General features: G+C 71.2%; 5 protein-coding genes. All 5 read left to right on the plus strand.

All coding sequences use genetic code 11. The features are described from left to right. The first annotated feature begins 511 nt into the window (after positions 1–511). The 5 genes from F4X11_22370 to F4X11_22390 all read left to right on the plus strand — a co-directional run bounded on the left by F4X11_22370 (position 512) and on the right by F4X11_22390 (position 13,173). Positions 512–2,959 (plus strand): hypothetical protein, encoded by a 2,448-nt coding sequence (locus tag F4X11_22370; GenBank protein ID MYN67739.1) that lies wholly within the window; start codon positions 512–514, stop codon positions 2,957–2,959. Between the two features lie 11 nt (positions 2,960–2,970). Beyond that, positions 2,971–4,113 (plus strand): efflux RND transporter periplasmic adaptor subunit, encoded by a 1,143-nt coding sequence (locus F4X11_22375; protein ID MYN67740.1) that lies wholly within the window; start codon positions 2,971–2,973, stop codon positions 4,111–4,113. Between the two features lie 2 nt (positions 4,114–4,115). Beyond that, the gene (locus F4X11_22380; protein ID MYN67741.1) at positions 4,116–7,199 is read left to right on the plus strand and encodes an efflux RND transporter permease subunit; all 3,084 of its coding nucleotides are present in this window, start codon (positions 4,116–4,118) and stop codon (positions 7,197–7,199) included. 27 nt (positions 7,200–7,226) lie between these two features. Next, positions 7,227–11,492, plus strand: coding sequence for a BREX system serine/threonine kinase PglW (gene pglW / locus F4X11_22385; GenBank protein MYN67742.1), 4,266 nt, complete (start codon positions 7,227–7,229; stop codon positions 11,490–11,492). A 136-nt stretch (positions 11,493–11,628) separates the two neighbouring features. Continuing rightward, on the plus strand, positions 11,629–13,173 hold the full coding sequence (locus F4X11_22390) for an ATP-binding protein (GenBank protein ID MYN67743.1): 1,545 nt from the start codon (positions 11,629–11,631) through the stop codon (positions 13,171–13,173). Positions 13,174–13,270: the final 97 nt, after the last annotated feature.

A 13,270-nucleotide genomic window follows, 5' to 3' on the forward strand; every position in this document is an offset into this window, starting at 1 on the left:
CCCCCCCACCCGCCTCTCCCCCGGCGCGCGGGGGGGGGTGCTCGCGAACCCCCACCGGGGGCCGCCGGTCCCCCGGGCGGGCCCCCCTCCCCGCCCGCGCCCCCCCGACCTGGAACCGATCGGGAGCGGCGCCACCCGCGTCATCGAGCACCGGACCGTCGCGCATGCGGCGGACGGCGCCTTCCTGAAGCACGTCACCGTCGCCGACCCCGACCTGCCGCGCTTCGTGCAGGTTAGCCTGCCGGTCGCAGACAACTCGCCGGTGTCCCCCCGGTTCGGCCAGAAGCTGCCCGGCCAGGAGTCTCCGCCGCAGAACGCAACGGAGTGAGTTCTGAGGCGCAAACTCCTGGGGCGGTGGAGGCTGGGGCCGAACTCGGAGCCCGGCGATGGGTCGGCGGCGCTGACCTGTCCCGGCGGCGGCGCGACAGATCGACTGCTCTGGCCGCCATGCCCGAGTGCCGCCCACCGTCCGAGAATCCTTACCGAGGTGCTGTTCACATGAGGAATCGTGATGGCTGGAGATAGCCGGCGCCGCCCCGCGTTCGCGCCGCTGACGTGCGTACTGTTGGCGCTCGTTCTGCTGGCGGGGGCGGCGGTCCCGGCGTACGCACAGATGAGCTGCGATCCGTGCGCGGTCGGCGTGGTGTTCGACGGGCCCTGGGAGCGCAACGACGAGCTGCGGGCCGGGTTCGAGGAGGAGATCGAGGCGCTGGCCGCGCCGCGATTCGAGGTCGTCTTTCCCGCTGCCGCGCGGCGTGTGGCCGATTGGACGCTCGAAGGGGCGCGGGAGGCGGTCGAGGCGCTCCTTGGCGACCCCGGCATCGACATCGTACTCACCTACGGACCGGTGGCGTCCAGCCACGTCATCAACCGGGCCGGGCTGCCGAAGCCGGTGGTGGCGGCGTTCGTGCTCGACCCGCAGGCGCAGGGGTTTCCGTTGGAGACGACTGCGGCGGGCGAGCGGGTGAGCGGCGTACCGAACCTCGCCTACATCACGTTCACCGGGGACCGGACGGACGAGATCAGGCGGTTGCGGGAAGTGGTCCCTTTCGTCCGCCTGACCTACCTGGCCAACGAGGCGCTGCTGGCGGCGGTTCCGGTGCTGGAGGCGAACCTTCGCCGGGGGATGCAACAGGTGGGTGGCGAAGCCGCGATTGTCCGCGTCGGTACTTCTATCGACGCTGCCCTCGCGGCGCTGCCGCCGGAAACGGAAGCGGTCTACGTGACCCCGTTGACGCAACTTCCCGCCGGCGAGTTCGATCGCCTCGTTCGGGCGCTGATCGAACGCCGCCTGCCGGCCTTCTCGTACTGGGGACGGAGCGAGGTCGATCTGGGCCTCTTGGCGAGCGTGTACCTCGATACCGACATGCGCCGGCTCGGCCGGCGGGTGGCGCTCCACGTGCAGCGTATTCTCGCCGGCGAGGACGCCGGCGACCTGCCGGTCGACTTCCGGCGCAACCGGCGACTGACCGTCAACATGGCGACGGCGCGGGCCATCGGCGCCCACCCGGATTGGCGCGTGATGACCGAGGCGGAGCTCCTGCACAACGAGCCCACGAACGTGACCCGGCGGCTCAGCCTGGCGTCGGCGGCGCGCGAGGCCGTGGCGGCGAATCTCGATCTCGCCGCGGCCGATCGTACGGTCGCGGCCGGCCGGCAGGCGGTGCGGGCGGCGCGCGCCGCCCTGCGACCGCAGATAACGGCGTCCGGCGGCGTCGAGACGATTGATCGCGACCGTGCCGAGAGCTCGTTCGGCCTGCAGCCGGTGTGGACATCGGCCGGGTCGGTCGGCGTCTCGCAGCTCCTCTACTCGGACGGCGCGCGCGCCCGGGCGACCATCGAGCGCCACGTGCAGACGTCGCGCGAGCAGGCCCGCGAGGAGCTGCGGCTGGACGTGGCGCACGGCGCCGCGGTCGGCTATCTGGACGTGCTGCGAGCCCGGACCTTCGAGCGGATCCAGCGGGAGAACCTCACCCTCACCCGATCGAACCTCGAGCTGGCGCAGTCGCGCCGGCGGATCGGCGTCGCCCGCGCGTCCGAGGTGATCCGCTGGGAGAACCAGATCGCCATCAACCGGCGGGACGTGATCGAGGCGGGCGCCGCACGCAGCGTCGCCGAGATCGCGCTGAACCGTCTGCTGCACCGCCCGCTCGAGGAGCCTTTCGCGACGGCCGAGGTCGACCTCGACGATCCCGCTCTGCTGGCGAACACGGCGACGGTCGACGCCTACATCGACAATCCCTTCGCGTTCGCCATCTTCCGCGACTTCATGACGGCCGAAGCACTGGAGCAATCGCCGGAGCTGCGCCAGCTCGACGCCGCCATCGCCGCCGGAGAGCGGACGGCGCTCGCCGCCCGCCGCGCGCTCTGGGCGCCGACCGTGGCGGCGGGCGGCGATCTGACGGCGTTGCAGACCGCCGGCGGGCTCGACGCGGCCGACCCTGCCGACCTGCCGTTCCCGATCACGCGGCCGAATCCGCTGAACTGGTCGGTCGGCGTGTCGGCCTCGCTGCCGCTCTTCACCGGCGGCGCCCGCCGGGCCGAACGGACCCGCGCCGCGGAGGAGCTCGACGAGCTTCGCCTGACGCGCCGCGCCGTCGCCGAGCGCGTCGAGCAGCGACTTCGGTCGGTGCTGCACCGGGCGGGCGCCTCCTATGCCGGCATCGATCTGGCCGCGGACGCCGCGGACGCCGCGCGGCGGAACCTGGCGCTGATTACCGACGCCTACGAGCAGGGCGTCCTGTCGATCCTCGACCTGATCGATGCGCAGAACGCGGCGCTGGTTGCGGAGCAGAGCGCGGCGACCGCGGTCTACGATTACCTCATCGACCTGATGGACTCGCATCGCGCCAGCGGCCGGTTCGGCCTGTTCATGGAGCCGGCGGGGCTGGCGGCGTTCGCCGATCGCCTGCGCGCGTTCTTCCGGGATGCGGGCTACGAGACGGGTCCGAGGCCGTGAGGATCCTGGAGATGGACAAGTCAGGTCGAGTGAAGCGGGGATCCTGTCGCGGCCTCGCAGACCGCCGGTCGCCGGTCGCCGTGTTCGCGGCCGCGCTGTTGGTTCAGGCCTGTGCCGAGCCGCCGCCCCCGGCCGAGCCGGTCGTTCGCCCGGTGCGGTACGTCACCGCCCAGGCCACCGGCGGGCAGCGGACGCGCACCTTCTCGGGCGTGGCGCGTGCCGGCTTCGAGTCCTCCCTCAGCTTCCGTGTCGCCGGCACGATTGCCCGGCTCGACGTCGAGGTGGGCGACCGGATCCGGGCCGGCGCGCCCATCGCGGAGATTGACCCGGTCGACTACGAGCTGCAGGTGCGGGAGGCGGAGGCGTCGCTGCGGCAGGCCGAGGCGCGCGCGGGCAACGCCGAAGCCGATCTGCGCCGGGTGCGCAGCCTCTACGAGAACGACAACGCGGCGCGCACCGATCTCGACGCGGCGACCGCCGCCGCCGATTCGGCGGCGGCGCAGGTCGAATCCGTGGCGCAGCGGCTGGACCTGGCCCGCCGGCAGGTCGACTACACGCACCTGACCGCACCGGCCGCGGGCGCCATCGCGGACGTGCTCGCGGAGGTGAACGAGAACGTGTCGCCGGGACAGCCGGTGGTGGTGCTGGCCTCCGGCTCGGCGCCGGAAGTCGGCTTCGCGGTGCCGGAGGCGCTGATCCGCGAGGTCCGCGAGGGCATGCCGGTAAGTGTCGGCTTCGACGCGATTCCGGGCGCGCGGTTCGACGGCCTGGTGACCGAGGTGGGCGTCACCACCACCGCCACCGGAACGACGTTCCCGGTGACGGTCCGCCTGGGCGCCGGCGCTTCCGACATCCGCTCGGGAATGGCGGCGGTGGTGGACATGATCCTGGGGGACGCGGACGCGCCGGATCGGTTCATCCTGCCCGGGCACGCGGTCGGGGAGGATCGCGGCGGCCGGTTCGTCTTCGTGGCCGAGCCGACCGCGGACGGCCTCGCGGTGGTGCGCCGGCGGCCGGTCATGGTCGGCGCCTTCGCCGTCGGCGGTCTCGAGGTGCTCGACGGTCTGGCCGAGGGGGAGCGGGTCGTCGTCGCGGGCGTCAACCGCCTGCAGGACGGTGACGAGGTGCGGCTCGACGCCGCCGGTGCGCCCTGACCATGGACCTGACGCGCGCCGCCATCGAGAAGAACCGCATCACCGCGGTGGCCCTGCTGTTGGTGCTTGCCGGGGGGCTGTCGGCGTACCGCGGGATGTCGCGGGCCGAGGATCCCGGTTTCACCATCCGCGCCGCCCAGGTGCTGACCCGATTCCCGGGCGCCAGCCCGGAACGGATCGAGCAGCTCGTCACCGATCCGATCGAGGAGGCGATCCAGGAACTGCCGGAGATCGACTTCATCTCCTCGACGTCGAAGACCGGCGTGTCCATCGTCATGGTCAACGTCCGGGACGAGTTCGACGACATGCGGCCCATCTGGGACGACCTGCGCCGCAAGGTGGAGCGGGTGGCGCCGGATCTGCCGGCGGGCGTCATCGGACCGCAGGTGAACGACGAGTTCGGCGACGTCTTCGGCATCGTGGTCACGCTGACCGGCGACGGCTACTCCTACGCCGAGCTCAAGACGGTGGCCGACGAGGTGCGCGACGAGCTGCTGCGGGTGCCCGACGTCGCCAAGGTGGACATCTACGGGGCGCAGGACGAGCGGATCTTCGTCGACTACGACAACGCGCGACTGGCCGAATTGGGACTCTCGCCGCAGCAGCTCCGATCGATCCTCGACAGCGCCAACATCATCATTCCGGGCGGCAGCATCCGCACCGGGGTGGAGCGCGTCGCGCTCGAGCCCACCGGGAACTTCGAGTCGGTCGCCGACCTGCGGCGGACCGTGGTGACGCTGCCCGGCCGGCCGGAGATCGTCTTCCTGGAGGATCTGGCCGAGATCTCCCGCGGTTACGCGGATCCGCCGTCGAGCAGGGTCTACGCCTCGGGCGTCCCCGCGCTCGCGCTGGGGATCGCCATGCGCGACGGCGGGAACATGATCGCGCTTGGGGAAGGGGTTGCGGGCGAGATCGAGCGCCTGCAGGCGGTCTATCCCATCGGCATCGACTTCGACGTGGTCGCCTTCCAGCCGGAGAGCGTCGAGCGCAAGGTGCGGGAGTTCATGATCAATCTCGGGCAGGCGGTCGCCATCGTCCTGGCCGTGATGCTGCTCTTTCTCGGCCCGCGCACCGGGCTGGTGGTGGCGAGCCTGGTTCCAATGGCGATGATCGCGTCGCTGCTCGTGATGGCCTTTCTCGACATCGGGCTCGACCAGATGTCGCTGGCCGCCCTGATCATCGCGCTCGGCATGCTGGTGGACAACGCCATCGTGATGGCCGAGTCGATCATGGTCCGGATGGCGGCGGGTCGGCGCCCGGTGGAGGCGGCGGTGGGCTCGGCGCGCGAGCTGCGCGTCCCGCTGTTGATCTCGTCGCTGACCACGGCGGCGGCGTTCCTGCCCATCTCGCTGGCGCAGTCGACCACCGGGGAGTACACCGCGCCCCTCTTCAAGGTGATCACCATCGCGCTGCTCTCGTCGTGGCTGCTCGCGCTGACGATGACGCCGCTGCTCTGCGTGCTCTTCCTGAAGGTTCGCCCGGTCGCGGCGGGCGAGCGTTTCGCAGGACGCTTCTACCGGGCGTACCGCGGCCTGCTGATCGGCTGCCTGCGGCGTCCCGCGTTGACCCTGGCCGGGGTCATCGGCATCTTCCTGCTGGCGATGCAGGGCTTCCGGATCATCCCGAACATCTTCTTCCCGCCGTCGGACAAGGCGATCTTCACCGCGGAGTACGAGCTGCCGGCCGGCACCTCCATCGAGCGGACGCTGGAGGTGGTCGAGACGGTGGACCGCTTCGTCGCCGCGGAGCTCCGCGCCGGCGCCGGAGAGACGTCCGAGGGCGTCACCAACTGGGCGACGTTCGCCGGCAACGGCGGACCGCGCTTCTACCTGGCGCACAACCCGTCGCCGGCCAACCCGCAGCTCGCCTTCTCCCTGCTGAACGCCACGAGCCGAAGCGTCATCACCGACGAGCTGATTCCGCGTATCGCCGCCTTCTGCCGCGAGCGCTTCCCCGAGCTCGACGTCACGCTCAATCCGCTGCAGCTCGGGCCGCCGGTCAGTGCCCCGGTCCAGGTGCGGCTGTCGGGGCGGGACCCGGACCGGCTGTTCGACCTCGTCGACGCGGTCAAGGCCCGACTCCGGCCGATGCCCGGCGTCACGACCATCACCGACGACTGGGGCATGCGCAGCAAGAAGCTGGTCGTCGCCGTCGACCAGCCGCGCGCGCGGCGGGCCGGCGTGACGAGCCAGGACGTCGCCATCTCGCTGCAGACCGCGCTCAGCGGGTTCGAGACGACGCAGTACCGCGAGGGAGAGACCATCATCCCCGTCACGCTTCGCTCGACGCTGGCGAGCCGCACCGACGTGACGAAGCTCGACAGCCTGAACGTCTACGCCCAGGCGACCGGCGCGGCGGTGCCGCTGCTGCAGGTCGCCGACGCCTCGGTGGTCTGGGAGCCGTCCACCATCCGCCGCCGCGGCCGGCTCAAGACGGTCACCGTCTCGACCGAGCTCGCGCCGGGTACGGTCGCCTCCGACGTGGTGGCGCGCCTGCGGCCCTGGCTCGACGCCGAACAGGCCGGCTGGACGCCGGGCTATCGCTACGAATTCGGCGGGGAGGAGGAGACCTCCGGACGGGCCAACCAGTCCATCGCCGAGCAGTTGCCGGTGGCCGGGCTGATCATCCTGCTGCTGCTCGTCCTACAGTTCAACTCGGTCCGGCGGACCGCCATCATCCTGCTGACCATCCCCCTCGGCCTGATCGGCGTCGTCGCCGGACTCCTGCTGGCGCAGTCCTACGTCGGCTTCATGACCCTGCTCGGCATCATCGCCCTGGCCGGCGTCATCATCAACAACGCCATCGTGCTGATCGACCGCATCCGCATCGAGATCGACGACAACGGCCTCGACCCGCCGCGGGCCATCGTGGAGGCGGCGCAGGGGCGCTTCCGGCCGATCCTGCTCACCACCGCCACGACCGTCGCCGGCCTGCTGCCGCTGTGGTTCGGCGGCGGCCCGATGTGGGAGCCGATGGCCATCGCCATCATCTTCGGCCTGCTGGGCGCGACGGTGCTGACCCTCGGCGTGGTGCCGGTCCTCTACTCGCTGTTCTTCCGGGTGCGGTTCGACGGGTTCCGCTACTGAGGGGGACCACATCCGGCCCGCTGCACCATGGACGCCACCTCGCCACGCTGGCAGGCGATCACCGACTCCGAGTTCCCGTGGGAGCGCGACGCGCTCGCGTTCGTGCGCGAGCGGCTGCCCGATCACGACCCCTACCGCGCCTGGTCGAACTTCGAGTTCATCGCCGACGACGGGTCGATCAACGAGGTCGACCTGCTCGTGCTGACGCCGAAGGGTTCCTACCTGGTCGAGATCAAGAGCCGCCCTGGAATCGTGGAAGGCGATCAGGGAACGTGGACGTGGCGTCGCGGGGATGACGACCGCCCGCACACGGTCGACAACCCGCTGCTGCTCGCGAACCGCAAGGCAAAGAAGCTGATCTCGCTCCTGCGGTGCCAGCCCTCGCTCCAGCGGAAGACGTCCACGCCCTTCCTGGAGGCCCACGTCTTCCTGTCGCACGAGGCTGTCGACTGCCGCATCGCCCAGGACCTGCGCTCGCGGGTGCATCTCCGCGACGCGGGAACGGGGCGTGACGAACGGCCCGGGATCGTCGCGGCGCTTACCCGGCACAGCGCGGGCACGGCGGTCCGTACGCGGCCCGACCGTCCGATGGCCAGAGCCGTGAGCCGGGCGATGCAGGAAGCCGGCATTCGGCCGTCGCAGCGTGCCCGGCGCGTGGGCGACTACCGGCTCGACGAGCTGTTGCTCGAAGGTCCGAACTACCAGGACCGGGCGGCCCGCCACACCGCGATCGACAGCGAACGGGCGCGGGTCAGGATCTACGCCGTGGCCCCGTCGGCTTCGGACGAAGAGCGCGCGGCGTGCCGGCGCGCGGCCCGGCGCGAGTACGAGATCCTGCGCGACGTGCGCCACGAGGGGATTCTCGCGGCCAAGGGTTATACCGAGCACGTCCTCGGTCCGGCGCTCGTCTTCGAGCACCGGGACGGTTCCCGGCGATTCGACCACTGGCTCGCCGACCGGGCCGCCGCCCTCGACGTCGACACCCGCCTGCACCTGCTCCGCCAGATTGCCGAGGCCGTGCACTTCGCGCATGCGAAGCGCCTGGTCCACCGCGGGCTGTCGCCCCAGAGCATTCTGGTGGTCGACCCGGACGCGCCGCAGCCGCGGGTCCGGATCTTCAACTGGCAGACGGGGGCCCGCGGGGCGCTCGATGCCGGGACGTCCGGACCGGCGACGTCGGGCGCGAGCCGCCTCGACGCGTTCGTGGAGGAAACGGCCTGGGTCTACATGGCGCCCGAGGCGGTGACCGAGCGCGGTCCGGCCGGGGAACAGCTCGACGTCTTCTCGCTCGGCGCCATCGCGTTCCACCTCTTCTCGGGTCGCCCGCCCGCCTCGAGCTTCGTCGAGATGACGGAACGGCTGCGCCGGGAGCAGGGGCTCCGAATCTCCTCCGTTCTCGACGGCGCCGGCGAGAGCTTGCAACTACTCGTGCAGTACGCGACCCATCCCGAGGTGACGACGCGCCTCGGATCGGCCGGCGATTTCCTGAAGGAGCTGGAGCACGTCGAAGAGGAGCTCACCCGGCCGGAGGCGCGTTCCCGGCCCGATCCCGTGGAGGCGCGCCCGGAAGACGAGCTCGATCACGGTCTGGTCGTCAAGCGCCGGCTCGGCAAGGGAGCGACGGCGCTGGCGCTGCTGGTCGAGCGCGACGGGCGGGAGCACGTGCTCAAGGTGGCGTTGTCCGCGGAGCACAACGACCGCCTGCGCGCGGAAGCGGACGTGCTGCGCCGCCTGCGGCATCAGTACATCGTGGAGCTGCACGACGACCTGCCGTTCAAGGACCGCTTGGGCGGCGAGCGCGTCGGGCTGCTCATGGCCAGGGCCGGCGACGCGACGCTCGCCGACCGCCTGCGCGCGGAGGGGCGGCTGCATCTGGAGCTCCTCGAGCGGTTCGGCGAGGACCTGCTGGCCACGATCGACTGGCTGGAGCAGAAGGGGATTCCGCATCGCGACATCAAGCCCGAGAATCTCGGCACGGCCAAGATCGGCAAGCAGCTTCACTTGGTGCTCTTCGACTTCTCGCTGGCGCGCACACCGGCCGAGAACATCCTGGCAGGCACGCGCCACTATGTCGATCCGTTCCTGCAGACGCGGAAGCCGCCGCGCTGGGACACGCATGCCGAGCGGTTCGCCGCTACCGTGACGCTGCATCAGATGGCGGCGGGATCGTTTCCGCGCTGGGGCGACGGGCAGAGCGAGCCGGCCGCCCTCGACTGCGAGGCCACCATCGACGCCGACGCCTTCGAGCCCGCAATTCGCGAGGGCATGACCGCGTTCTTCGGCAAAGCGTTGCGCCGGGACTACCGCGAGCGCTTCGACAACGCCGAAGAGATGCTGCGCGCCTGGCGCCAGCTCTTCCTCGCGGCGGCGCGACCCGAGACCGACACGGACCACGCGAGCCCGGCGCCTCGGTTCATCGGGATCGAGGAGGCTGGTCTCGACACGCTGCTCGGCGCGCTCGAGATCAGCGCGCGCGGCATGAACGCCGTCGAGCGGATCGGCGTTCGAACCGTGCACGACCTGCTGCGCTTCCCGTTGGTGCAGGTGAACCGGATGCGCGGCGTCGGCAACCTTGCCCGGCGGGAACTCACGGATCTGGCCCGGCGATTGGCCGAGCGCTTCCCGGATGCGGCCCGGGCGCCGAAGGCTCCATCCACAGAAGACGACCCAAAGGACCCGGCCGAGGTCGCCCATGCCAGCGTGGACGAGTTGCAGCGCCAGCTTCTGCCCGCCGGCCGAACGGCGCAGGCGAGGCGCGACGCCGATCTGACGGCAGCGCTGCTGGGTTTGCGTGAGGACGGAACGGCCGTTCCGTGGCCGAGCCAGAGCGATATCGCCCGGGGGCTGGACGTCACCCCCGTGGCCGTCAGCCAGGCAGCGGCGCGGTCGCGCCAGCGCTGGAGCAGGTTCGCCGCGCTGACCCGGCTGCGGCACGACGTCGTCGAGATGATCGAGGCGCACGGGAGCGTGATGACGCGGCAGGAGCTCGCCGGCGCGATTCTCGCGCGCCGCGGCTCCGTGCAGGAAGAGCCGCTCCGCTCGCGCTACGCCGCCGCTTGCGTACGCGCCGCGGTCGAGGTCGAGCGTCACCTTGCGGCGCCCCGCTGGATAGTGCGCCGCGTCGATGGCAGGGCCGGCGTGCTGCTGGCCCGCGACGTGGTCGACGACCGTGGCGACTCTCGCATCGATGGCGAGAAGCTCGCTGATTTCGCTCTGCGCCTCGGTCGCACGGCCGACGATCTGTCGGCCGCCGATCCGCTGCTCTCACCGGCGCGGGTAGTCGAGGCGCTCCAGGCCGTGGCCGCACCGGCCGGCGTGACGAGGCCGGCACCGAGTCGGTTGCTAGAGCTTGCCGCCGCCGTTTCGCAGAATACGGCGCTGTCCAGCCGGCTCGAGCTCTATCCGCGCGGGATGGCGGCGGATCGGGCGCTCAAGCTCGCGCTCGGGGCCCTTGCCGGGGCCCGCACACTCACACCGGAGGAGATCCGGAGCCGCGTCGCCGGCCGCTATCCGGACGCGGCGCGGTTGCCGGAGCGGCCGGACCTCGACGCGTTGCTCCGGGACGCGGGCAGCGAGCTGCGCTGGGAACCGGATGCGGCCGGCGGTCAGGGCGCCTACCGGTCGCCGCTCCGCCAGTTCGTGACGGTCGGCTCGTCCACGAGCTATACCCGCGCCGCCAGCGGCGCGTCGCGGGTCGGCGAGACGGGAGCTGCGGAATTGGGCGACGCCGACGCCTTCGACCAAAGGCTCCGGCGTGCCCTGGAGAACCGCGCGTTCCTGGCGCTCACCGTATCGCCGCGCCGGCTCGCCGGCGCCGAACACGCACTGGCGGCGGCGTTCGCCGTCGACGCGCGCAGCGCCGACGAGCTGCTGATCCGTCACATGAAAGCCGCCGCCCGCGAAGCCGGCGCCGACTGGCGAATCGTCCTGCGCGCCGACCGCGAACCGCGCGGCAGTGCGGACTGGGCCACCCTGATGCGCCTGGTCGGGCACCGGGCGCTGCCGCGCGTGCGCGCGGAGCTGGCCGCGGCGCCGCGTGCCGTACTGCTGACGAATCTCGGGCTGCTGGCCCGTTACGACCAGATGACGTTCCTCGATCTGTTGCGCGACGCCGCGGGCCGCGCGGACGGTCCACCGGGTGTCTGGCTGCTCGTTCCCTCCGATGCGCAGGAGTCCCGTCCGCTGGTCGACGGCAAGCCGGTCCCCGTGTTCACGGCGGCGCAGTGGGCGCGCATTCCCCCGGCGTGGCTCGCCGGGCGCCGGACCGACGGCGACACCGGCGCGACGTCCTGACGTTGGTCGTTTGCCGGCGTCCGGCGCCTGGCCGCGAGCCTCGTTTCTCAGGACGATTGCCGGCGCCCGAGCGACGGCCGTTGCGGTCCCGGGCGGCGATGGTAGGCTGATTCATGGCCGGACCGGGTGAGATCCCATGAAGCGCAAGCTGCCCATCGGCATCCAGACCTTCCGCAAGATTCGCGAGGAAGGCTGCTACTACGTGGACAAGACCGCCCACGTGCTGCGGTTGGTGGACGAGGGAACGCACTATTTCCTCTCGCGTCCGCGGCGCTTCGGCAAGAGCCTGCTCCTCGACACGCTCAAGGAGCTGTTCGAGGGCAGCGAGGAGTTGTTCCGCGGGCTCGACATCCACGACCGGTGGGACTGGTCCGTCCGCCACCCGGTGCTGCGCCTGAGCTTCGGCAGCGGAAACTTCGACGAGCCGGGCTACCTTCACAAGGACGCGATGGCGCAGTTCGACGGCATCGAACGGCGCGCCGGCCTCCGTTCCGGCTACGACACGGCGCCTTCCCGCTTCCGCCAACTGATCGAGGCGTTGCACGAGCGGACCGGCCGTCGCGTGGCGGTCCTCGTCGACGAGTACGACAAGCCCATTCTGGACGCGCTCGAAACGCCGGCGGTCGCCCGCGCCAACCGCGATTATCTGCGCGGGCTGTACGCCGTCGTCAAGGACAGCGACGCGCACGTCAGGTTCACGCTGCTCACCGGCGTCAGCAAGTTCTCCAAGGTCAGCCTCTTCTCCGGTCTCAACAACCTCACCGACATCACCCTGGCCGCCGACTATTCGACGGTCTGCGGCTACACGGAAGCGGACCTCGACGCCGTGTTCGCGCCCGAGCTGCCGGGCCTCGACCGGGCCGCGATCCGCGACTGGTACAACGGCTACAGTTGGTCGGGAGACGAACGGGTCTACAACCCCTTCGACGTTCTCCTCCTGTTCCGCCACCGCGAGTTCCGCGCCCACTGGTTCGAGACCGGATCGCCGTCCTTCCTGCTCGACACCCTGGTCGGGCGCGAGGTGCCGGCGCTGGCCCTCGACGGCATGGTCGCCAGCGACGCGCTGCTGTCGGCGTTCGACGTGGGCGACGTCGGCACCGAGGCGCTGCTGTTCCAGACGGGGTACCTGACTATTCGCCGCATCGAGCGGCGTCGCGGGCGGGCGTTCTACCGGCTGGGCTATCCGAACCGCGAGGTGCGCCAGAGCCTGAACGAGAGTCTGCTGAACCGCTTGGCCGGCCGTGCGCCGGAACGGATGGAGCAGGCCTGCCGGCTCGCTGATCTGTTGGAAGCGAACGACTGGGCGGGCCTGGAGACGCTGCTGCGGGCGATCTTCGCCGGCATTCCCTACCAGTGGCACACGCGCAACGACATCGCTTCCTACGAAGGCTACTACGCAAGCGTCTTCTACTCGCTGTTCGCGATGGCGGGGCTGGACGTCGCGGCGGAGGACAGCGGCAGCCGGGGCCGGGCGGACATGGCGGTGCGCACCGGTGGCGGCGTCTACCTGATCGAGTTCAAGGTGGCGGAGCGAACCGCGCCGGGCGCCGCGATGACGCAGCTTCGGGAGCGCGGTTACGCCGACAAGTACCACCGCCTCGGTCTGCCGATCCACCTGCTGGCGGTGGAGTTCAGCCGCGAGACGCGCAACCTGGCCTCGTTCGAGACGCAGCGCGCCTGACGCTCGGCGTGGAGGCTGCGACGAGGCGTCCGCTCACCCAATGGGTGCGGCTCTTTCTCGTCGGGGGTCCAGAGAGGTCCATGGGGCTTCTGGGACC

It is taken from the genome of Acidobacteriota bacterium (assembly GCA_009861545.1).
GTDB lineage: Bacteria > Acidobacteriota > Vicinamibacteria > Vicinamibacterales > UBA8438 > WTFV01.